Consider the following 20,132-nt stretch of genomic DNA (forward strand, 5'->3'; position numbering starts at 1 on the left):
GGAACAACGGCAACCAGGATAGTGACATGCCATTTGAGGGAAGCTGCCACTGCGGCGCAGTGAAGTTCGAAGTCGATGCCGAGCCTCCGACGCAGGCGATCAGTTGCAATTGCTCGCATTGCAGGCGCAAGGGGTTCTTGCTGTCGTTCTTTCCCGAACAGCAGTTCAGGCTGCTGCAGGGGCAGGAATCACTGCAGTCATACAAGTTCAACACCCACAAGATTGAACACCGCTTCTGCAAAAACTGCGGCACGCAGGCTTTCGCCGAGGGCACGAACCCCGACGGTTCCGCGGTGCGCGCCGTGAATCTGCGTTGCGTACCCTCCATCGATCCGGACTCATTGACGCTTCAGCATTTCAACGGCGCGGCGGCATAACAAGGACAATCCATGCCGGGCCGGGTCTCCTGACGCCTCGTGGGCGGCAGGGCTCCCGGTGTGGGCGGATGCGCTGCGCCGGCGGTGCTTCTTTTTTCGGCCGGCGCCGGGGTGCGAAAAGTGAATCCGGGGCTCGGTGCTGCCGGTGCGCATAAGGTAAACTTTCCTCGATTCAATTACTGGATGCCCGCCCCATGCGCCTTCTCATAGCCCTGATCCTGCCCTGGCTTACCTTTTTCACGATCGGACGGCCTTTTGCCGGCATCATCTGCCTGATCCTTCAGATCACCATCATCGGCTGGGTGCCCGCCGCCATCTGGGCGGTGTATGCGCTGAGCCAGTACAAGACGGACCAGAAGATCGCCAAGGCGCTCGGTTCGCGCGGTTGACGAACCGGGCGGCCCGAAGGCCCGCGACATCAGAAAGATAACGGAGGGACAGCATGAACGACACCGTGGAGATTGCCGGCGCGCAAGTCGCCTATCGCGTCGATGGCAGCGGGCCGGCGCTGGTCCTGGTGTCGGGTACGGGCGGGAACCTGCATAGCAACTGGGACCACCTGATAGAACCCCTGGCCGCGCATCGCAAAGTGATACGAGCCGACTATTCGGGCTCGGGCCAGACGCGCGATGACGGCGGGCCACTGACTGTCGAAATGCTGGCGGAGCAGATCCTGGCTGCCGTCAGGGCCTGTAATGTGTCTTCGTTCGATCTGCTGGGATATTCGCTGGGGGCGGCGGTGGCGGCGCATATTGCCGCTGAATATCCCCAGCTTGTCCGCTCGCTCGTGCTGGTGGCGCCGTTCGCCAGGGGCGGCGAACCTCGCATCAAGCTCCAGTTCGAACTATGGCAGCAACTCATCCGGCTCGACCCGGCGGCGTTTGCCCGCCTGGTTCTGCTCAATGGCTTCAGTCCGGCCTTCCTGCGTGGATTCGACGACGCGCAGATTGACGAATGGGTGCAGCTCATCCAGCAGTCAAACCGCTGGGACGGCATGTTGCGCCAGATAGAGCTGGATGCGCGGCTCGACATCAGCGGGCAGCCGGAAAAGATCAACAGGCCGTCTTTGGTCATCGGCTGCGCCCAGGACTATATCCTGGGTCCGGAGCCGGCGCGCGCCATGGCCGCCGCCATCCGCGGTGCCCGCTATGCCGAGCTCGACGCAGGGCATATGGTGCCTTTCGAGCGTCCCCAGGAGCTACTTCATCTGGTGGGCGAGTTTCTTGCCGTGCCGGCGCGTCAATAGCGGAGCAAGCCATGGGGCGGCTAATCAAGGGTTTTGTCCTGGCGCTCTTGCTGGGCGTGCTTGCCGCTTGCGCGCAGCTGCCCTCGCTGGAGGGCCGCAGCGTTTCCAGCGCCTATACCGATACCGCCGACTCCAGGCTGGGCCGCGCCATACAGCCCCTGGCCGCCAAGCATCCCGGCCAGTCCGGCATCTCGCCTCTGACGCGCGGCGGCGATGCGTTTGCCGCCAGGGCCCTGATGGCGCAGGCTGCGGAAAGATCCATAGATATCCAGAATTACATATGGCATGAGGATATGGCCGGCACGCTGCTGTTCGACGCGCTGGTGGACGCGGCGGATCGCGGTGTGAGGGTGCGCCTGCTGCTGGACGACAACAACACGGCAGGCATGGACGAGGTATTGGCCGCTCTCGACAGCCACGCCAACATCGAGGTACGGCTCTTCAATCCCTTTGTGTACCGAGGCTGGCGCTGGCTGGGCTATCTTTCCGATTTCGACCGCCTGAACCGGCGCATGCACAACAAGTCCTTCACGGTCGACAGCCAGGCCACCGTCATCGGGGGGCGCAATGTCGGAGACGAATACTTCGGCGCGTCGGAAGATTTCCTGTTCGTCGACCTGGACGTGCTGGCCGTGGGGCCGGTCGTCGACGACGTCTCGCGCGATTTCGACCGTTACTGGAAAAGCGCCTCGGCCTATCCGGCCGGCCTCATCCTGGCTCCCGCGGAAAAAGACGGCATCGAGCGGCTGAAAGCCCGGGCAGCCGCGATAGAACGCGATCCCAAGGCCGAAGACTACGTGAAGGCGATGAACGAGCTTCCGTTGGTGCGGAAGCTTCTGGATGGCAGCATCGAGCTGGAATGGGCCGTGACGCACATGGTCAGCGACGATCCGTCGAAGGGGCTGGGGCAGGCTCAAGAGCACGAGATGCTTCCGCAAAGGCTGGGGCGGATCTTTGGCGTTCCGCAACACGATTTGTTCATGGTGTCGTCTTATTTCGTGCCCACCCGCGATGGCGTGGATTATCTCTCGGCCCTGGCACGCAACGGAGTAGAGGTAACGATACTGACCAATTCGCTGGAGGCGACCGACGTCGCCGCCGTGCATGCCGGTTACGCCAAGCGGCGCAAGCCCCTGCTCGAGGCGGGAGTCGTGCTGTACGAATTCAAGAAAACCTCGTCCTCTGCGCCTTTGCGCGACCGGGGGCTGACGGGAAGCTCGGCGTCCAGCCTGCACGCCAAGACGCTTTCGGTCGATGGCCAGCGCATCTTCATCGGCTCGTTCAATTTCGATCCGCGCTCCGCTCGGCTCAATACAGAGATCGGCTTTGTCATCGACAGCCCCAAGCTGTCCCGGCAGCTTCCCGAGGCCATCGAGAGGCGCGCCCCCGACATCGCCTATCAGGTGCGCCTGGATGATTCCGGCGAACTCATCTGGATCGAGCAACGTGACGGCCGGACCATCGTGCACGTCACGGAGCCGGGCGCGGGTCTTTGGCGCCGCGTGAGCGTCTGGATTCTTTCCCATCTTCCCATCGAGTGGCTCCTGTAGCGGCTTCGTGACAAGCCGGGCGGCAATAGGATCGGCGAGTTTGGGCTTGCGGTCTTGAGCCGCTGAAGGCGCGCTGGGCCCGAGGCATGCCGATTGCTGCCCCGACGCGGTGTCCAACACTTCGTCCGGAGTCTCTTATGCCTGAAAGAGAAGGATCGTGGTTTGCCGACGTGGCCGCAGCCCGGAAAGCGGTAGACATGGTTCTGCCCATGATGGAAGCGGCAATGAAGGATTCGACGGTGGGCGAGAGCGGCTTCCTGCACATCGTCATCATGGATCCCGCCCTTGCCTGGGGGGCTGCGCCATTCGAGCAGTCCATATTGCTCGAGCATTCGGTCGGTGATAGAGAGCGCTGGGATGCCGACTATGCGCGCTTTGCCCGCGACAAGGCACAAGTCTGCTGGCGGACCGGCCGGGACGGCCATTCCGTCAGGGCCGTGTCCCCCCATCTGCTGAAAGGGCGGGATTGCGGCGTGTGGGGCGGTGTATGCGTGGACGGCATCGTCGTGGGAGTAAGCGGCGCCAACTCCTGGTATGACGAGGCATTTGCGGGCTGCATAGCGCATTGCCTCAAGGCCGTCTCGAAAGCAAAGGCGCTTGCGCAGCCGGAAACGCCCGAACTCGGCCCCGTCGGGCAAGAGGCCGGTTCAGGCGCCGCCCAGGCCGATGGATGCTGAGCGGCTAGGGCGAAGCCGCCCCCGCATTTCAGGCCGGGGCGCCCGCCGTGGCGCGCAGCGCGTGGTGTGGCAGGCCCTGGGCCAGGCCTTGTGGCGCCATCGGCGGCGTACCCTGGCGGCGCTTGCGCTGCTGATACTTGCCAAGCTGCTGATGGTGGCGGTGCCCGGCGTACTGAAGGCCATCGTCGATGCCCTTGGCGGGCCGCCGCAGGCCCTGACACTGCCCGCGCTGCTGTTGGTGGGCTACGCCCTGCTGAGGTTTTCCGGAGGCCTGTTCACGGAACTGCGCGACATGGTCTTTGTGCAGGTGACGCAGGGCATGGTGGCCGACTTCAAGTTGCGCGTCTTTTCACACTTGCATGCCCTGAGTGCCCGCTTTCATGCCAGCAGGCAGACGGGCACCGTCGCGCGCGACGTCGAACGAGGCGCCACGGGCGCGGGCTTTCTGATGAACGCCATGCTGTTCACCGTGCTGCCCACTGTGGTCGAGATCGTTGCGGTAGTGGCCATCCTGATCATAGGCTATGACGCCGCCTATGCCTGGATCGTGGCCGCCACTTTTTCGGCCTATGCCATCTTTACCGTCTACTTTACCGAGAAGCGCATTTATTACCAGCGCCGCCTCAATGAGCTGGATTCACGCGCGAACGGACAACTGGTCGACAGCCTGATCAACTACGAGGCGGTCAAGTACTTCGGTGGAGCCGCCCAGGAAGCGGGCCGGTTGAGGGGGGTGTTGAGACGATGGGTGCAGGTGGGCATAGGCAATCAGAAGGCATTGTCCATATTGCACGTGGGCCAGAGCGGGATCATTGCGGTGGGCGTCGCCGGCGTGATGCTGCTTGCCGGCCGTGACGTGGTGGCGGGAAACGTGACGGTGGGCGACCTGGTCCTGATCAATGCGTACATGATCCAGATCTGCCTGCCCCTGAACACGCTTGGGGTGGTGTTCCGCCAGTCGCGCGAGGCCCTGGTCAATGCCGAGCGCATGGCCGGCCTGCTGAGCCATGCGCCGGAGGCGCAGTCCGGCGACGCCGAGCCGCTGCGGCTGCGCGCCGGAGAAGTGGTGTTCGAAGGGGTAAGCTTCGGCTATGAGCCGGGGCGCACCATATTGCACGAACTGGAGTTTCGCATCGGGTCGGGCCAGACGGTGGCGGTGGTGGGGGGCAGCGGATCAGGAAAATCGACCCTCGCCCGCCTGTTGCTGCGTTTTTACGACGTCGATTCAGGGCGCATCTGCATCGACGACCAGGATATCCGCTCGGTAAGCCACGAAAGCCTGCGCAACGCCATCGGCATCGTTCCGCAGGACACCCAGCTGTTCGACAACACCATCGCCTACAACATTGCCTACGGGCGCCGGGGCGCCACACGCGAAGAGGTCGAAAAGGCCGCCAAAGAGGCCAGCGTGCATGAATTCATCCAGAGCCTGCCCGGCCAGTACGAGACGCGGGTGGGAGAGCGCGGGGTAAAACTGTCCGGCGGCGAGCGGCAGCGCATTGCGATTGCCCGCACGCTGCTCAAGAATCCTCCCCTGTTGATACTCGACGAGGCGACTTCGGCGCTGGACACCCGTACCGAGCGGGCCATACAGGGGCAACTGGACGACATCGCCCGCAACCGCAGCACACTCATCATCGCGCACCGGCTGTCGACCATCGTCGACGCGGACCAGATCCTGGTCATGGAAAGAGGAAGAATCGTAGAGCGGGGCACGCATCGCGAGCTTCTGCAAAAGCAGGGCTTGTACGCGCAGATGTGGCGCCTGCAGCGCCAGCAGGACCAGATTCAACAGGAAGAGGGGCGGCTGGCAAGGCAGCCCGTGAATCTGGTGGCGCTGGCTGCCAGCGTGCTGGATGCGGTGCGTCCGCAGGCTGCCGGGAAGGGCGTGCAGCTATATACCCTGGTCGGCGACGATGCGACCCGCATCACCGGCGATCCCGGTGTGCTGCAGCAAGTCGTCTGGGAGCTCTGCGTGAACGCCATCGTGGTCACTCCGCCGGGGGGGCGCATTGCCCTGAAACTGGAGCGGGCGGGAGACATGGCGAGACTGGCGATCGAGGATGGGCGGCCCGCCCCCGACGAGGTGCAAAAATCGCAGCCGCCTGATCAGGCCGAGTGGGCAGCGGCCCATACGCCGCCGGATCCGGCGCGCCTGGGCGGGATGATAGAGCAGATGGATGGCGTCTGGCGCCTGGAGCACGCTCAGCAAGGGCATGGCATGGTCTTTACGATCGATCTTCCTTTGCGCGCCGTGGCGCCCTCGGGGCCCGAGACCGAGGAAGACAGCAGCGTCACGCTAGCCGACGCCTTGCAAGGCATGGAAGTGCTGCTTGTGGAAGACCAGGAGGCGGCGCGGGAATTGATCGCGGCGGTCTTGCAGGATTATCGCGCCCGGGTTGCCGTCTTCAGCGACGGGGAATCGGCCCTGCAGGAATTGCGAAAGCGCCCCACCGACGAATGGCCCACCGTGCTGCTGTGCGATCTGGCCATGCCCGAGCTGGATGGCTATGCGGTCATTCGCCAGATACGCAGCCTGGAGGCGGAGCGGGGAATACAGCTTCACCGACGGCTGCCCGCCGTGGCGCTGTCGGGCCATGCGGGGCGCGAAGACAGGCTCAGGGCGTTGCTGGCGGGTTTTCAGGTTTACCTGGGAAAACCGGTGGAAGCGCGTGAACTCGTGGCCACGGTGCGGGCAGTGACGCGCGCCTGATCATCGTCAAGGCGCGCCCCTGCCCAACTTTCAGTGGCTATTTGTTGAAGCGGGTCTTCAGCTCCGCCATGCAGCGGTCCTGGGCGTCGCCCGACAGGGCTTCACACTTCTTTTTCTCTACTTCGTATTGGGCGTCTTTCTTTTCCTTGTTGGCGTCGTGGTTGGCCTCGGCCGTTTTCGCGCTTCGCTTGCTTTCGGCCTTGGCCGAGTCGCGATTGGCTTCGGCTTGTTTTTCGCAAATGTCCTTTTCGTCGCCTTTCAGGTTGTCGCAGCGTTTCTTTTCAGCGTCATACCGGCGCTGGACCTGATCGTCGGACATGGCGCCGGCCTGCGGGCTTTGGCTGGCTCCCTGGGTGGCTGCCGTTCCGGCGGCAGGCGGGCTGCCGCTGGAGGTCTGGGCGAGTGCGGTGAATGCGGTCAGGCTCAAGCCCAGCAACAGAGTGCCGAGGGCGGGTTTCAGAGTTTTCATGGACGGCTCCTTTGCCAGAGAGTTTGAATACGGCCGGGCTCGGGCCACGAGCCCGGCTCCCGTACGTATCGTCCTCGAGCAAATGCTGTGCCGATAGACACCGCTCAGGGTGCGCGCCGCAACTCGGCCGATGGATACTTGATTTGCGCCCGGTACTTGGACACTGTCCGGCGTGCCACCACCACACCCTGGCCGGCCAGCTTGCGCGCCAGCATGACGTCCGACAGCGGGTCTTTCGGATCTTCGGCGTCGATCATTTCCTGGATGAGCGCACGCACCGAACCGGCCGAGCATGTTCCCCCGGAGCGGGTGGCCAGCTCGCGCGAGAAGAAGTGCTTGAACTCGAAGATTCCCCGTGGCGACGAAAGATATTTGTTGCTGGTGGCGCGGGACACGGTCGATTCGTGCATGCCCAGTTCTTCGGCGATTTCACTCAACATCAGCGGCCGCAGCGCGACGTCCCCATAGTCGAAGAATGTCTGCTGCCGGGCCACGATGGCTTGCGCCACGCGCAATATCGTCGTATTGCGCTGCTCCAGGCTGCGTATCAGCCAGCGCGCTTCTTGCAGGGCCTTGGCCATCAGCGAGCGATCGTTGTAGCGACTTTCCTTGAACAGGCGCGCATAGGTGGTGTGCAGCTGGGCTCGCGGCACGGCCTCCTGGTTGGACAGCGCCACCCACTGCTTCCCGAGTTTGCGCACCATGACGTCCGGAACGATATAGCACGAGGGATCGATCGATGCGAAGCGGGTACCGGGACGAGGGTCCAGTCCCCGTATCAGCAGGCAGGCCGTACGGGCGTCTTCTTCGCTGCAGTCGAATGAACGGATGAGGCCGCTGTAGTCGCACCGCCCCACCTTTTCAAGGGCGCTGTTCGCGATGCGCACTGCAAGGTCGCGGCAGCGAGTGTCGTCGGGCAGCGATTCGAGCTGCAGCGTAAGGCATTCCGAGAGATTGCGGGCGGCGATGCCCGGTGCGGCCAGCTGCTGGATGAGCTTGAGTGCGGTGTTCCATTCGCACTCCGACGGCGGAGGCGACAACAGATCGTCGGAAGCCAGCTCTTCGAACGGCACGCGCAAGTAGCCGTCCTCGTCGAGGGCTTCGATGATGAATTCGGTCAGCAGGCTGTCCCGTTCGCTAAGAGGCTGTCCGCGCACATTTTCGCGCAAGGCGTCGTGCAGCCCGATGGACGCGCGCGCCCATTGGCCGACGTCTGTGTCGGCGCCGTCCGTATGACGGGTGGTGGGATAGTCGCCCGAGTACGAGGGGGAGGATTCGGTCTGTTCCGGCAGAACCTCGACCGCGTCCGTTGCTTCGGCGACGGGGCGTTCAACCGTTTCGACCGCCGGCCCGCCGTCTTCGCCGGAACCGCCGCCGTCCGTCGCGGACATGCCGGCCTCAGCGGGGGAAGCGTCGCCCGCTGCCTCTTCGGCCTCGCCGGGGGCGTTCTCGGGTTCTTCCAGAAAGGGATTGGTTGCGATGGCCTGTGCAACTTCCTGGCTGAAATCGAGGGTGGACATCTGCAGGAGCTTGAGCGATTGCTGCAGTCGGGGGGTCAGGCTTGTTTGTTGCCTGGCACGCAGTTCATAGGCGATCTGTACCAATTGATGTCTCCTTCAGGCGGCATGGTGGAATGCAGGGATACTGTTCAGCATTACGCAATATGCATGCCAATTTGTGCAAGCATACGTAAAGAGCGAACGAAGCTTGCCCTGCTTGAAGGAACGGGAAAGCAGGCCAAGCTTTCGAGGGGCAAGAAGTAAGCCCTGGTTACGGCGTCCCGTAGATAAATTACCGAGCCATGTAAGAAGTGCGTCGGAGCGCACGCTGTTTCATCCGTCCGTCCAAGGCCTCCGGCCTTTTTCCAAGGCACAGCGTTTGCTGTAAGCGGTACCCGGAGTCGTCGCATTGACGACTGCGATATTGAACGGCTTGGGGAGACCCCGATGCGAAATGAAGATGGAAAGCGGCAGGGCACGGTGCAACCGCGCCACGCGCCTCAGCGCGGAGACGTGCCGCCGGATTCATGGCTGCGAGGCCGGCAGCGTCCTGAGCATTCAGACCCGGAGTATGCGGTCCCTGTTCAGGGCGATGGCATGCAGGGCCAGCCCGCCGGCCCGGATGCCGGCGAAGGTTCGAAGAAGCGCCGGGACGGGCTTCGCGAGACTCCGCCGAAAGCCGGCCGCCCGGGCAAGGACACTTGAACGCCGCAAACATTTCAGGAGAAAGATATGGAACCGAACACACCGATCATTCGTGACCCGCAGGACGCCGGCCCAGGACCCGGACCGGAAATCATGGCGGCCGCCACCCTGGATGGGAACGACGTATACAACCTGGCCAACCAGAAGCTGGGCTCGATCGACGACATCATGCTGGACGTGCCGCGTGGCCGCATCGCCTATGCGGTATTGTCCCGCGGCGGCATCCTGGGCATGGGAGACAAGCTGTTTGCCATTCCCTGGAACGCCCTGACGCTGGATACGCAGCGCAAATGTTTTGTGCTGGATATCGATGAGCAAAGGATGAAGGACGCCGAGGGCTTCGACAAGGACAACTGGCCACGCATGGCCGACGTCGCGTGGGCCACGCGCACGCACGAATACTACAACCAGGCTCCGTACTGGTAAATCCGGGGCGCGGCGTGCCTGCGGGGCGCGCGCCGCAATCCGAGTCACAACACATTCTGCCGGACCGGCCTCCGTGGGAGCGCCGGATGGGACTACTTGCGCGGAGAAACATCATGCGAAGGATCGCAATCGTCAGTGAGCATGCCTCGCCGCTGGCTCAGATAGGCAGCGTGGACAGCGGAGGCCAGAACGTCTATGTCGCCCAGATCGCCCGCCATCTGGGAGCGATGGGACATCAGGTGGATGTCTTTACTCGGCTGGACAATCCGTATATGCCGATGGAGCTTGAGTGGGAAAGCAATGTGCGCATAGTCCATGTTCCGGCGGGACCGGCGCGTGTCCTGCCCAAAGAGCAGTTGCTGCCCCACATGGCCGAGTTCAGCCGCTACCTGGGGGCCTATTTTTCCTGCCGCGAAGAGGCTTACGACCTTGTCCATGCCAATTTCTTCATGTCCGCGATGGCGGCGCTACCGGTGGCGCGGGCAGCGGGAATACCCCTAATAGTCACCTTTCATGCGCTTGGGCGCGTGCGGCGCAAGCACCAGGCGCAGGCCGATCTGTTTCCGGACTGCCGTTTCGAGATCGAGGACCGCATCGTGAGGGATGCCGATTGCATCGTCGCCGAGTGCCCGGAAGACCGGCGTGATCTGGTCGAACTGTACGGCGCCGATCCCTCGCGCATCTGCATGGTGCCCTGCGGCTACGACCCAGACGAAATGGCCCCCATGGACGGCGCCGGGGCCAGGCGCGACCTGGGCTGGGATCCCGACGCCTTTTACGTATTGCAGCTTGGGCGCATGGTTCCGCGCAAGGGTGTGGACAACGTGATACGCGGCCTTGGCCGACTCCGTTCGCTGCACAAGATCGACGCACGCCTGTGCGTGGTAGGCGGAGACACCCCGGATCCGGCCGGCGGACAGTGCGCCGAGATGACCCGCCTGATGGCGGTGGCCGCGGAAGAGGGCGTGGCCGAGGCGGTGGAATTTGCGGGCCGCCGTGGCAGGGGCCAGTTGCGGCGCTTCTATGCGGCCGCCAATGTTTTCGCCACCACTCCCTGGTACGAGCCTTTCGGCATCACGCCGGTGGAAGCCATGGCCTGCGCGCGTCCCGTGGTGGGTTCCGACACGGGCGGCATCCGCTACACGGTGCGGGACGGCCAGACCGGCTTTCTGGTGGCGCCCCGCGACCCCGACGGCCTGGCGAGCAGGCTGGCGATGCTGGCCCGATCCCCCGGCCTCGCGCAACGCATGGGCCGCGCAGGTGAACGCAGGGCAAGAAACCTGTTTACCTGGCAACGGGTGGCGGGCCAGCTGGACGACCTTTTCGGGCAACTGACGCTGGGCAGGGAGGCGACTTTCCCAGGGATTCGGCATGCGGGCGCACGGCTCATGGCCTAGGGCGTTTTAGCGTCAACGGGCCCCGGGCCCTTCTCACACCTTCAAGGAGAACCATGGATACCTATGCACATGAAACGCTGCGCGACCGGGTGGTACTGGTAACTGGGGCGGGAAGAGGCTTGGGGGCGGCGATCTGCGACATGCTCGGCGCGAACGAGGCAAGAGTGGTCGCATTGGACATCGATGCCGATTCGGCGCACGCACAGGCGCAGAAAATAAGGGATGGCGGCGGCTGGGCCTGCGCCTTCGGCCTGGACGTGGGGGACGAAGGTGCGGTGATCGGGGTTCTGGACGAGGCGCTGGAGCAGTGTGGCCGGCTGGACGCCATCATCAATAATGCGGGCGTGGACGTTACCACCAGCATCGATGAACTGAAGAGCTCGGACTGGGAGCGCGTGTTGCGCACCAACCTGACCGGACCCTTCCTGATGGCCAAGCACGGCCTGGCGCATCTGGCGCCGGGGGGCCACATCGTCAACATTGCCTCGACGGCGGCCCGCCGCGCCTGGCCGAACGCCAGCGCCTATCACGCCAGCAAATGGGGCCTTCTGGGCCTGACCCATTCTCTTCATGCAGAACTGCGTTCACAAGGCATCAAGGTCTCGGCCGTGATTGCCGGCGGCATGCGCACCCCCTTCCTGCTGGATCGTTTTCCCGACATCGACGTGGACCTGCTGCAGGATCCGGGGAACGTCGCCGCGGCGATCAAGTTCGTGCTGACCCAGCCGCCCCAGACGGTGATACCCGAGGTGATGGTGCTGCCGATGAAGGAGACCTCATGGCCCTGACCCCGGCAATATTCCTGGACAAGGACGGCACGCTGCTGGCCGACGTGCCTTACAACGTGGATCGGAGCCGCATGCGCTTTGCCGCCGGCGCGGCCTCGGGTCTTGCGCGGCTCGCGAGCCTGGGCCTGCCCCTGATCGTGATCAGCAATCAGCCGGGCGTGGCTCTGGGCAGGTTCGAGAGGCATCGGCTTCAAGACGTCAGGCAAGAGCTGGAATGCATGTTCGAGCGTGCGGGCGCGCGGCTGGCGGGTTTCTACTATTGTCCCCATCATCCCCAGGGCATACGCCCAGGCTACGGCATGCGCTGCGGTTGCCGCAAACCCGAGCCCGGCCTGCTGCACATCGCCGCTCAACGCCATGACCTGGACCTTGTTTCTTCCTGGTTCGTGGGCGACATTCTGGACGATGTCGAGGCAGGGCGACGCGCAGGCTGCCATACGCTTTTGCTGGACAACGGCAACGAAACCGAATGGCTGCGCAATGAATGGCGTGTGCCCGACCATATCGAGAGCGATCTGGACGGCGCCAGCCGCTGGATCGTCTCGCATTTCTCGGATCCGGTTCAGGCCGGCGCGGCACCGGAGACGGCATCATGACGGACAACGGCTGGTTCGGCGTGGAGCGTGTTCTATGCGTGCGCCTGGACAATATGGGCGACGTCCTCATGACCACGCCGGCTTTTCGGGCACTGAAACATCAGGCTCCGGCGCGACGGCTGACCTTGTTGACCTCGCCGTCGGCAGCGGCCCTGGCTCCTCATCTGCGGGACATCGACGACGTTATCGCCTATCGCGCCCCATGGGTCAAGCATGCCGAAAGCGAAGGCGACCGTTGCGAAGCTCTGATCACTCAGCTGCAGCATGAACGTTTCGATGCGGCGGTGATATTCACTGTATATAGCCAAAGTGCCTTGCCCGCCGCGCTGGCTTGTCATCTGGCGGGCATTCCGCGGGTGCTGGCCCATGTGCGCGAGAACCCCTACGACCTCGTAAGCCATTGGGTCAAGGAAAGCGAACCGGAGCACGGAATACGGCACGAGGTCCAGCGGCAGCTGGACCTCGTTGCGACGGTGGGAGCGCATTGCGCCGACGGCCGGCTGGCTTTCGAAACGCGGGACGATGACCGAGTTCGCATGCGATCCGCCTTGCGCGCCGCCGGCGTTCCGGCCGGGAGGCCCTGGATCGTGGTTCACACCGGAGCGACGGCTCCCTCGCGCCGCTATGGTCCGCGCGAGTTTTCGAGCGTGCTGCGCGGCCTGCGGGGATCGGGCCGTGCCCTGGTGCTTACGGGCAGTACGCTGGAGCGCGAGGCGGTGCGCCGAATCATGGGCGACAGCGGCCCGGCCGACGGCGTGTTCAACCTGGCGGGAAGCCTGGATCTGGGCTCGCTGGGCAGCCTCATCGAAGAGGCGGATCTGCTGGTTTCGAACAACACGGGCCCGGTGCACATCGCGGCTGCGGTGCAGACGCCCGTCGTCGACCTGTATGCCCTGACCAACCCTCAGCACACGCCCTGGAAGGTGGCCCACAGGCTGCTTTACCGGGATGTTTCCTGCAAATACTGCTATCGCAGCGTATGTCCGGAAAACAGCAACGCCTGCCTGGCAGGCGTGCGGCCGCAAGAGGTGGTGGACGCGGCGCGCGAACTTCTGGACATGCGCCGGACGCGCTCGGACCGGCGGGCGGCATGACGGCCGAATACGAGGAGGCTTATGTACACACTGGGAATCAATGCGGCGTTTCATGATTGTTCAGCGGCTCTGGTCCGTGACGGCACGGTGTTGGCCGCAGCCGAGGAAGAGCGTTTTACCCGCATCAAGCACGGCAAGCGCCCGGTGCCGTTCTCGGCCTGGCAACTGCCTTATCACGCCATCGATTACTGCCTGGCCGAGGCGGGATGCCGCCTTGCCGAGGTGGACCACATCGCCTATGCCTTCGACCCCCGGCTGCTCACGTCCGAAATGGCTGCCGAAGGCGAGTTCACCTTGCCGCTCGAGCCGTCGGCACGGCCGACGAACAAGGGCTCGCCCTGGGAACCGCTGTTCCTTTCATACATCGTCAACGCGCCCCGCCAGTTGAAGGATGGCGTCCCTCATCATTTGCAGGACCGTTTCCGGGGCGTCACGCTCGAGCGCATTCTGGAACGCTGGCATTTCGTGGAACACCATCTGGCCCACGAGGCCAGCGCCTTCCTGGCCTCGCCCTTCGAGGACGCGGCCGTGCTGACCATGGACGGCCGCGGCGAGAGGGCGTCGACCAGCTACGGGCATTTTCGCGCCGGCCACTACGACAGGCTGAAGCAGATCAATCTGCCGCATTCCCTGGGCCTGCTGTACGAAGACGTTACGCGCTACCTGGGCTTTCTGCACTCTTCCGACGAGTACAAGGTGATGGCCCTGGCATCGTACGGACGCCCGGTGCACGTCGAAGAGTTTCGCCACATTGTCCAGACCGACGGCCATGGCGGCTATCGCCTGGAACCCAGCCATCTCGAGCGGCGCTTCGGCCCGGGCCGGGAGCGGGGCGAAAGCTTCGACGAAAGCCATATGGACATCGCGCACTCCTTGCAGCAGGTACTTGAGGAAACCGTGCTGGAGATGGCCGGCTGGCTGCATGAGGCGACCAATGCCGACAATCTTTGCATGGCGGGGGGAGTGGCCCTTAATTGCGTGATGAATGCCAGGCTGGCCGACGAAGGGCCGTTTCGCAACGTCTGGGTGCAGCCGGCGGCGGGCGACGCGGGCACTTCGCTCGGCGCGGCGCTATGGGTGGATTTCCATGCCCGCGAGAGCGGCTTGCGCAAATGGGTCATGGACCATGCCTACCTGGGACCAGGCTATGGGAATGAAGAGATCGAAGCCTTCCTGGAACGTTCGGGCATCCGCTATCGCCGTCTCGACGACGTGGCGGGCGCGGCGGCCGGGCTATTGGCCCAGGAGAAAGTGCTGGGCTGGTTCCAGGGCCGCATGGAGTTCGGCCCCAGAGCCCTGGGTGCCCGCTCCATCCTGGCGTCTCCCCGCGATGCGCGCATGCAGGGCCGGCTCAATGAGCTCAAGGACCGCGAGGATTTCCGCCCCGTGGCGCCCGTTGTCCTGCAAGAGAAGGCGCACGAGTGGTTTGATTCCCGGGGGCGCGACCGCATCACGGCGCCCTTCATGCTGTTCGTCTATGACGTGCTTCCCGAAAGGGCGGCCCAGATTCCGGCCGTGCGGCATACCGATGGCACGGCGCGGGTCCAGACCGTCGAGTCTCGCCAGCACCCCTTGCTTCATCGGCTATTGTGCGAGTTCGACGCGCTGACCGGCGTGCCGGTGCTTGTGAACACCTCGTTCAACACGCGCGGCGAGCCGGTGGTATGCAGTGTGCGCGATGCGCTGGAGTGTTTCTGGACTTCGCCGCTGGATGCGTTGGTGATCGGCGATTACCTGGTGGAGAAACCGTCATGACGGTGTTTTCCCGACCGCTTGTCTCAGTGGTGATTCCCACCTACGGCCGACCCGACCTGCTCGAGCGTTGCCTGGATGCCGTGATGGATCAGAACTTGCCCGCCACGGCCTACGAAGTGATTGTGTGCGACGATGGCCCCAGCCCGGCCGTTGACGCCTTGGTAAGAAGCAAGAGCGCCGCGGCCCCGGCCGGCCCCGGCCTGCGGTATTGCGCCGTCCATGGCTCGCAAGGTCCCGCCGGCGCGCGCAATGCGGGTTGGCGCATGGCGGCCGCATCACTCATCGCCTTCACCGACGATGACACGGTGCCCGCGGGCGACTGGCTGGCCAAGGGGCTGAAAGCCATGGAAGGCGGCGCCGGGGCGGCGGCGGGGCGCATCCACATGCCCCTGCCCGAGCGCGCTACCGACCATCAACGCGACGCGGCCCGATTGCAGGAGGCAGAGTTCGCCACGGCCAATTGCTTTGTGCGCGTCGAGGCCTTGCGGGCGGTAGGGGGCTTCGACGAACGCTACACGATCGCCTGGAGAGAGGACTCGGACCTGCATTTCGCCTTGCTCGAGCATGGCTTCCAGATCATTCGCGCTGACGAGGCGGTGGTGGAGCATCCTTTGCGTGACGCGCCGTTTGCCGCCGGGGTCGCCGCGCAGCGCAAGATCATGTTCGACGTGCTGCTGTATCGCAAGTATCCCAAGCTTTATCGGCAGCGCATCCGCTCTCATTGGCCATGGCTGTACCTGGCGATTTCGGCTTGCCTCATTGCGGCGCTTGTCTTTTTCGTGGCGGGCAGGCAGGGCGCGGCGCTTGCGGCGGCGTCGGCATGGCTGGCGCTGAGCGTGTTCTTTTTCTTTCGCCGCTTGGCCGGTTCGGCGCCGACAGCCGAAAACCTGGCCGAACTGATGCTGACCTCGGTGCTCATTCCGCCCCTGTCGATCTACTGGCGATTGCGGGGCGCGCGGCGTTTTGGCGCCGCGTTTCCTTGAGCGGCAAGGTTTGCATGGCAGGGAGGCACAAATGCACGCTTCGATTCCGATCTGGAAAGACATAGAACGCATTGCCGTGTTCCGGGCCCTGAACCTGGGCGACATGCTTTGTTCGATGCCGGCCCTGCGCGGTTTGCGCAAGGCCTTTCCCAATGCCCGGGTCTCCTTGATAGGCCTTGAGAACATCCGTCCCCTGATTGAACGTTTCGGCCGCTATGTCGACGAACTGCTGATTTTCCCGGGCCTGGAATCCTTCCCCGAGCAGCGGGCCCGCGAAGAGCAATTGCCCGAGTTCTATCAGCGCATGCAATCGCGCCATTTCGACCTGGCCTTGCAGATGCATGGCGACGGGACTCGCTCGAACGCCGTGCTGCGGCGCCTGGGCGCCCGCATTGAGGCGGGTTTTGTGCCCCGCGACCAAAGCGAACAGCCGGGCCGCTGGATGCGCTGGCCCGACGAGCGCCACGAAATCCACCGCTATCTGGCCCTGCTCGAATATCTGGGCATCCCCAGGGACGGTGACAGCCTAGAGTTTCCCCTGGGTTCCGAAGAGCAACGCATGGCCGGCCAGTTGCTGGCCAGCGCGGGGCTGCAGCCGTCGCGGACGGTGATTCTGCACCCCGGCGCCAGGCTGGCTTCACGGCGCTGGCCACTGGAACGCTTTGTGCAGGTCGGCAGGGGCCTGGCTTCAAAAGGCTGGCAGATTGCGATAACGGGCAGCCGCTCGGAAGCCGAATTGGCCGCAGCCCTGGCGTCGGGAGTCGGGCCCGGATGCGTCAACCTGTGCGGCCGGACGCAGCTTGGCGAACTGGGGGCTGTGGTCAGTCGTTGCCGTCTGCTCATTTGCAACGACACGGGCATCTCGCATGTGGCGGCGGCAGTGGGCGCGGCAAGCGTGGTCATCGCCTCGGGCAGCGATGTAAACCGCTGGGCGCCCCTGGACAGGCGCCGCCATCCGATCCTGCACGCGCCGGCTGATTGCCGGCCTTGCGCCTTCGACGAGTGTCCCGTCGGCCATCTTTGCGCGTGGGGGGTAGGGGCGGCCGAGGTGCTGGAACAGGCAGCCGGACAGTTGGAACAGGCTGCGGCTACATCTTTTACGTAACCAAATTTATTAACCGGATATCCGGTATCGGGCAGGCCGGATTCCTGGAACAGACATGGATGACAAGATGATGAAGGAAAATATATTGGTGGCGGGCGGCGCCGGATTCCTGGGTTCGAATCTTTGCCGCAGGCTTGTCGATGAGGGCCATAGCGTTCTGTGCGTCGACAACTTCCAGACAGGCCGGCGGGTGAACATCGAGCCGCTGCTGGGCAATCCGCTGTTTTCGTTGCTGCGCCATGACGTCATCAACCCATTGCACTACGACCTTCGGCCCACCCAGATATACAACCTGGCGTGTGCTGCCTCGCCGCGCCTGTACCAGGCCGATCCGGTCCATACCCTGAGAACTTGCGTCTATGGCGCCTTCAACCTGCTGGAACTGGCGCGCCGTTCGGGCGCGCGGGTACTGCAGGCTTCGACCAGCGAAGTGTACGGCGACCCGCACATGCACCCTCAGTCCGAATCCTATCGAGGCAACGTCAATATGGTGGGGCTGCGCTCGTGCTATGACGAGGGCAAGCGCTGCGCGGAGACCTTGTTCTCCGATTACGGCCGCCGCAAGCGGGCGGTCGTGAAGATCGCCCGCATATTCAATACATATGGTCCCGGAATGGCGCAGGACGACGGGCGGGTCGTCTCCAATTTCGTGACCCAGGCCTTGAAGGGCCTGGACCTGACCATATACGGCGACGGCAGCCAGACACGTTCGCTTTGCTATGTGGACGACATGATCGACGGCCTGATCAGCCTGATGAACAGCGCTGAATCCTTTCAGGGGCCGGTGAATCTGGGCAACCCCGTGGAAGCCACGGTGCTGGACATCGCCAGCGAGGTCAGGCGGCTGGCCGGGGCAGAAGTTGACTTTGTATTCGAGCCGCGCCCCGCCGACGATCCCGAGCAGCGCTGCCCCGATATTTTGCTGGCCCAGAGACATCTGGGCTGGGCGCCCTCTACCCGCATGGAGACCGGGTTGAGCAAGACCGTCGATTATTTTTCCGGCGTGCTTGCCTCTGCTTCCGACCGGGCGATGAGCCGCCGCGTGTCCGGGCCCGCCCGGGCCTGAGACCCGCCCCCGGGCCACTGAGCACTAGACCCCGGGCCATTTAATACCCGCCCCTGGCCTCGCTACGCAAGCCCCCGGAAATTCCGGAGCGGCTGGTCTGCAAACCGCTTTTCAACAGGCCGGCCGGCCTCTGTATGGCGATGAATATTTCTTTTGAAATCAGCCTATTGCGATGTTGATACGCAAGAATAAGAAAAGCTGTATATCATTAGGTTTCAATTGTCATACCGCTTTACTCCTGTATTATTTTAGAACGCGTACCATAGCTTTAACTAGAAAAAATCCCAGCCGACCCTTTGGTCTCGCGGGCGTTGACGGCGCGGGCTGCGCCAATGGTTTCCACACGACTATGTCTTACCTACTTGTTGTCGAAGACGAAGCCGAAACCCGGCAACTGATTGCAGAGATAGCCGCCGAAGAGGGCTATGACGTCGAGCAGGCCGCAGATGTCAGGCAAACGCGTATCCTCATCGAACGTCGCCGGCCCGATGTCATTCTGCTTGACATGCAGTTGCCCGACGGCAATGGCATGGAACTGTGGCTGGATCTGCAGCTTTCCGACACAAAGGTGGTGTTCATCACCGGCCACTCTACCGTAGACAGCGCCATACAGGCTCTGCGCTGCGGGGCAATCGACTATCTGCAAAAACCCATAAGCCTTCGCCGGCTCAAGGGCGTGCTGGGCGAGCTCAAGACCCTGATGCATGCCGATCCCGTCGCCGGCTCGGAAGACTGCTTTGCAAAGATCATAGGCCAGTCTCCGGCGATCGACCTGCTGTGCGCGCATATTGAAAAAGTAGCGCCCACCCAGGCTACGGTGCTGCTGGTGGGCGAAAGCGGCACGGGCAAAGAACTGGCCGCCGAAGCCATACATCTGGCCAGTTCACGCCACGCCAAGCCCTTCATGCCGGTCAATTGCGGGGCCATATCGCCCAACCTGATCGAAAGCGAGCTTTTCGGCCACGAAAAAGGCAGCTTCACAGGGGCCGACCGCCAGCACAAGGGCTATTTCGAACGTGCGTCCGGCGGAACCTTGTTCCTGGATGAAATCACCGAGATGTCCATGGAGCTTCAGGTGCGCCTGCTGCGGGTGCTTGAAACCGGACGCTTCATGCGAGTGGGTACGCACGAAGAAATCGAGGCCAATGTGCGTGTGGTGGCCGCCACCAATCGCAACCCCGAGCAAGCCGTGCAAGACGGTACATTGCGCGAAGACCTTTACCACCGTCTTAGCGTGTTTCCGCTGCAGCTGCCGCCCCTGCGCGAGCGCGGCGACGACGTAATACTGCTTGCCCAGCATTTTCTCGACGACCTCAATCGTGAGGGCAAGACCGCCAAGCGCTTCGGTCCCGAGGCCCTTGCCGCGATGCGCGGATATTCGTGGCCCGGCAATGTGCGCGAACTGCGCAACTTCGTGTATCGCAGCTATATTCTGGCCGACGATCTCATCAAGGGCGATTTCAATGCTTTCGATCTTGACGAGCAGGCGCCGACGCAGGGCGCCGAAATCCTGGTTCCCGTGGGGGTGCCGCTTGCCGACGCAAATCGGCAATTGATTCTGGCTACGCTGAGGCAATGCGGCGGTGTCAAGAAACTGGCTGCCGAAACCCTGGGCATCAGCATCAAAACGCTCTACAACCGCCTGGAAGAATACGGCGAGCTTTCCGAAACGGCCGATCAATAAGG

Annotated in this window: 18 protein-coding genes; 16 read left to right on the forward strand and 2 right to left on the reverse strand. The window is 63.5% G+C overall.

Annotated features, from left to right (window positions below; translation table 11 throughout):
* Window positions 1-26: 26 nt before the first annotated feature.
* From C7440_RS12540 to C7440_RS12565, 6 genes are all read left to right on the forward strand, one after another.
* Window positions 27-377, forward strand: coding sequence for a GFA family protein (locus C7440_RS12540; RefSeq protein ID WP_017522705.1), 351 nt, complete (start codon window positions 27-29; stop codon window positions 375-377).
* A gap of 194 nt (window positions 378-571) precedes the next feature.
* On the forward strand, window positions 572-766 hold the full coding sequence (locus tag C7440_RS12545) for a YqaE/Pmp3 family membrane protein (RefSeq protein WP_017522706.1): 195 nt from the start codon (window positions 572-574) through the stop codon (window positions 764-766).
* Between the two features lie 53 nt (window positions 767-819).
* Window positions 820-1,623, forward strand: a complete 804-nt coding sequence (locus tag C7440_RS12550; protein ID WP_017522707.1) for an alpha/beta fold hydrolase — start codon at window positions 820-822, stop codon at window positions 1,621-1,623.
* 11 nt (window positions 1,624-1,634) lie between these two features.
* Entirely contained in the window at window positions 1,635-3,173 is a 1,539-nt protein-coding gene (locus tag C7440_RS12555) for a phospholipase D family protein (RefSeq protein WP_017522708.1), read from the forward strand.
* 137 nt (window positions 3,174-3,310) lie between these two features.
* Window positions 3,311-3,850 (forward strand): hypothetical protein, encoded by a 540-nt coding sequence (locus tag C7440_RS12560; protein WP_017522709.1) that lies wholly within the window; start codon window positions 3,311-3,313, stop codon window positions 3,848-3,850.
* Window positions 3,840-6,563 (forward strand): ATP-binding cassette domain-containing protein, encoded by a 2,724-nt coding sequence (locus C7440_RS12565; RefSeq protein WP_116518790.1) that lies wholly within the window; start codon window positions 3,840-3,842, stop codon window positions 6,561-6,563. The genes C7440_RS12560 and C7440_RS12565 overlap by 11 nt, the downstream gene beginning before the upstream one ends.
* Before the next feature lie 37 nt (window positions 6,564-6,600).
* Here C7440_RS12565 and C7440_RS12570 read toward each other — a convergent pair whose 3' ends face one another.
* The gene (locus tag C7440_RS12570; protein WP_017522711.1) at window positions 6,601-7,032 is read right to left on the reverse strand and encodes a hypothetical protein; all 432 of its coding nucleotides are present in this window, start codon (window positions 7,030-7,032) and stop codon (window positions 6,601-6,603) included.
* Window positions 7,033-7,136: 104 nt separating this feature from the next.
* Window positions 7,137-8,636: an RNA polymerase factor sigma-54 gene (locus C7440_RS12575; protein ID WP_017522712.1), complete on the reverse strand. Its 1,500-nt coding sequence runs from the start codon at window positions 8,634-8,636 to the stop codon at window positions 7,137-7,139.
* 627 nt (window positions 8,637-9,263) lie between these two features.
* Between C7440_RS12575 and C7440_RS12585 the strand changes: the two genes are divergently transcribed.
* The 10 genes from C7440_RS12585 to C7440_RS12630 all read left to right on the forward strand — a co-directional run bounded on the left by C7440_RS12585 (window position 9,264) and on the right by C7440_RS12630 (window position 20,130).
* The gene (locus C7440_RS12585; protein WP_026067583.1) at window positions 9,264-9,662 is read left to right on the forward strand and encodes a PRC-barrel domain-containing protein; all 399 of its coding nucleotides are present in this window, start codon (window positions 9,264-9,266) and stop codon (window positions 9,660-9,662) included.
* Window positions 9,663-9,775: 113 nt separating this feature from the next.
* Window positions 9,776-11,059 (forward strand): glycosyltransferase, encoded by a 1,284-nt coding sequence (locus C7440_RS12590; protein WP_017522714.1) that lies wholly within the window; start codon window positions 9,776-9,778, stop codon window positions 11,057-11,059.
* A gap of 53 nt (window positions 11,060-11,112) precedes the next feature.
* The gene (locus tag C7440_RS12595; RefSeq protein WP_116518791.1) at window positions 11,113-11,847 is read left to right on the forward strand and encodes an SDR family oxidoreductase; all 735 of its coding nucleotides are present in this window, start codon (window positions 11,113-11,115) and stop codon (window positions 11,845-11,847) included.
* A complete protein-coding gene (locus C7440_RS12600) occupies window positions 11,838-12,443 on the forward strand; it encodes a D-glycero-alpha-D-manno-heptose-1,7-bisphosphate 7-phosphatase (RefSeq protein ID WP_017522716.1) in 606 nt (201 codons plus the stop codon). The genes C7440_RS12595 and C7440_RS12600 overlap by 10 nt, the downstream gene beginning before the upstream one ends.
* Window positions 12,440-13,537, forward strand: a complete 1,098-nt coding sequence (locus tag C7440_RS12605; RefSeq protein WP_017522717.1) for a glycosyltransferase family 9 protein — start codon at window positions 12,440-12,442, stop codon at window positions 13,535-13,537. Before C7440_RS12600 ends, C7440_RS12605 begins: the two co-directional genes overlap by 4 nt.
* A gap of 21 nt (window positions 13,538-13,558) precedes the next feature.
* Window positions 13,559-15,292: a carbamoyltransferase family protein gene (locus C7440_RS12610; protein WP_116518792.1), complete on the forward strand. Its 1,734-nt coding sequence runs from the start codon at window positions 13,559-13,561 to the stop codon at window positions 15,290-15,292.
* Entirely contained in the window at window positions 15,289-16,275 is a 987-nt protein-coding gene (locus C7440_RS12615) for a glycosyltransferase family 2 protein (RefSeq protein WP_116518793.1), read from the forward strand. Before C7440_RS12610 ends, C7440_RS12615 begins: the two co-directional genes overlap by 4 nt.
* A gap of 31 nt (window positions 16,276-16,306) precedes the next feature.
* A complete protein-coding gene (locus C7440_RS12620) occupies window positions 16,307-17,380 on the forward strand; it encodes a glycosyltransferase family 9 protein (RefSeq protein ID WP_165832578.1) in 1,074 nt (357 codons plus the stop codon).
* Between the two features lie 55 nt (window positions 17,381-17,435).
* A complete protein-coding gene (locus tag C7440_RS12625; protein WP_116518794.1) occupies window positions 17,436-18,446 on the forward strand; it encodes a UDP-glucuronic acid decarboxylase family protein in 1,011 nt (336 codons plus the stop codon).
* A 349-nt stretch (window positions 18,447-18,795) separates the two neighbouring features.
* A complete protein-coding gene (locus tag C7440_RS12630; RefSeq protein WP_017522722.1) occupies window positions 18,796-20,130 on the forward strand; it encodes a sigma-54-dependent transcriptional regulator in 1,335 nt (444 codons plus the stop codon).
* The last annotated feature ends 2 nt before the right edge of the window (window positions 20,131-20,132 follow it).

The organism is Pusillimonas noertemannii, from assembly GCF_003096595.1.
In the GTDB taxonomy this organism is placed as follows: Bacteria; Pseudomonadota; Gammaproteobacteria; order Burkholderiales; family Burkholderiaceae_B; genus Pusillimonas; species Pusillimonas noertemannii.

Bases quoted from the DNA above. Each gene is read 5' to 3' on its own strand.
- C7440_RS12540 (WP_017522705.1), top strand. From the start codon at position 27: ATGCCATTTGAGGGAAGCTGCCACTGCGGCGCAGTGAAGTTCGAAGTC.
- C7440_RS12545 (WP_017522706.1), top strand. From the start codon at position 572: ATGCGCCTTCTCATAGCCCTGATCCTGCCCTGGCTTACCTTTTTCACG.
- C7440_RS12550 (WP_017522707.1), top strand. From the start codon at position 820: ATGAACGACACCGTGGAGATTGCCGGCGCGCAAGTCGCCTATCGCGTC.
- C7440_RS12555 (WP_017522708.1), top strand. From the start codon at position 1,635: ATGGGGCGGCTAATCAAGGGTTTTGTCCTGGCGCTCTTGCTGGGCGTG.
- C7440_RS12560 (WP_017522709.1), top strand. From the start codon at position 3,311: ATGCCTGAAAGAGAAGGATCGTGGTTTGCCGACGTGGCCGCAGCCCGG.
- C7440_RS12565 (WP_116518790.1), top strand. From the start codon at position 3,840: ATGGATGCTGAGCGGCTAGGGCGAAGCCGCCCCCGCATTTCAGGCCGG.
- C7440_RS12570 (WP_017522711.1), bottom strand. From the start codon at position 7,032: ATGAAAACTCTGAAACCCGCCCTCGGCACTCTGTTGCTGGGCTTGAGC.
- C7440_RS12585 (WP_026067583.1), top strand. From the start codon at position 9,264: ATGGAACCGAACACACCGATCATTCGTGACCCGCAGGACGCCGGCCCA.
- C7440_RS12590 (WP_017522714.1), top strand. From the start codon at position 9,776: ATGCGAAGGATCGCAATCGTCAGTGAGCATGCCTCGCCGCTGGCTCAG.
- C7440_RS12595 (WP_116518791.1), top strand. From the start codon at position 11,113: ATGGATACCTATGCACATGAAACGCTGCGCGACCGGGTGGTACTGGTA.
- C7440_RS12600 (WP_017522716.1), top strand. From the start codon at position 11,838: ATGGCCCTGACCCCGGCAATATTCCTGGACAAGGACGGCACGCTGCTG.
- C7440_RS12605 (WP_017522717.1), top strand. From the start codon at position 12,440: ATGACGGACAACGGCTGGTTCGGCGTGGAGCGTGTTCTATGCGTGCGC.
- C7440_RS12610 (WP_116518792.1), top strand. From the start codon at position 13,559: ATGTACACACTGGGAATCAATGCGGCGTTTCATGATTGTTCAGCGGCT.
- C7440_RS12615 (WP_116518793.1), top strand. From the start codon at position 15,289: ATGACGGTGTTTTCCCGACCGCTTGTCTCAGTGGTGATTCCCACCTAC.
- C7440_RS12620 (WP_165832578.1), top strand. From the start codon at position 16,307: ATGCACGCTTCGATTCCGATCTGGAAAGACATAGAACGCATTGCCGTG.
- C7440_RS12625 (WP_116518794.1), top strand. From the start codon at position 17,436: ATGGATGACAAGATGATGAAGGAAAATATATTGGTGGCGGGCGGCGCC.
- C7440_RS12630 (WP_017522722.1), top strand. From the start codon at position 18,796: ATGTCTTACCTACTTGTTGTCGAAGACGAAGCCGAAACCCGGCAACTG.